Annotated in this window: 2 tRNA genes and 1 rRNA gene; all 3 read right to left on the reverse strand. The window is 49.9% G+C overall.

Annotated elements, in window-relative coordinates:
* Nucleotides 1-176: 176 nt before the first annotated feature.
* Nucleotides 177-253, reverse strand: a tRNA-Ala gene (locus IAQ59_RS22080).
* A 232-nt stretch (nucleotides 254-485) separates the two neighbouring features.
* Nucleotides 486-559, reverse strand: a tRNA-Ile gene (locus IAQ59_RS22085).
* A gap of 61 nt (nucleotides 560-620) precedes the next feature.
* A 16S ribosomal RNA gene (locus tag IAQ59_RS22090) occupies nucleotides 621-670 on the reverse strand; the annotation flags it as partial.

The raw sequence follows: 670 nt of genomic DNA on the forward strand, positions 1-670 counted from the left end.
ACGTCCTTCTTCGCCTCCCGGAGCCTAGGCATCCCCCGTGCGCCCTTGTCTACTTAGACTGACGTCCCCGCCCTTTTGCCAACGGGAACGCCCGCAGCCTGTACAACATCCCTGTCGTACACGACCGCATTCTCTGCTCAACATGTCAATGAACTTTGTTCCATCATTTTGGAACATGGTGGAGGATAACGGATTCGAACCGTTGACCCCCTGCGTGCAAGGCAGGTGCTCTAGCCAGCTGAGCTAATCCCCCTTTTTTCTTATTAATCTGTGAATTAGAACCGTTGACCCTCCCGACACAGTCGGGATACTCTAGCCAGCTGAGCTAATCCCCCTTTTCTTATTAATCTGTGAATTAGAACCGTTGACCCTCCCGACACAGTCGGGATACTCTAGCCAGCTGAGCTAATCCCCCTTTTCTTATTAATCTGTGAATTAGAACCGTTGATGGGAAACGACAAATAACTGAGCTAACCCAAAGGTTGTGGGCCTGCGTGGACTCGAACCACGGACCTCTACATTATCAGTGTAGCGCTCTAACCACCTGAGCTACAAGCCCTCTTGGGAATTTTAATGATTTTGAAGAAGTAAGACAACAAACACATTTAACTGTGATCCAGAAAGGAGGTGTTCCAGCCGCACCTTCCGGTACGGCTACCTTGTTACGACT

Source organism: Lunatimonas salinarum (assembly GCF_017811155.1).
GTDB lineage: Bacteria > Bacteroidota > Bacteroidia > Cytophagales > Cyclobacteriaceae > Lunatimonas > Lunatimonas salinarum.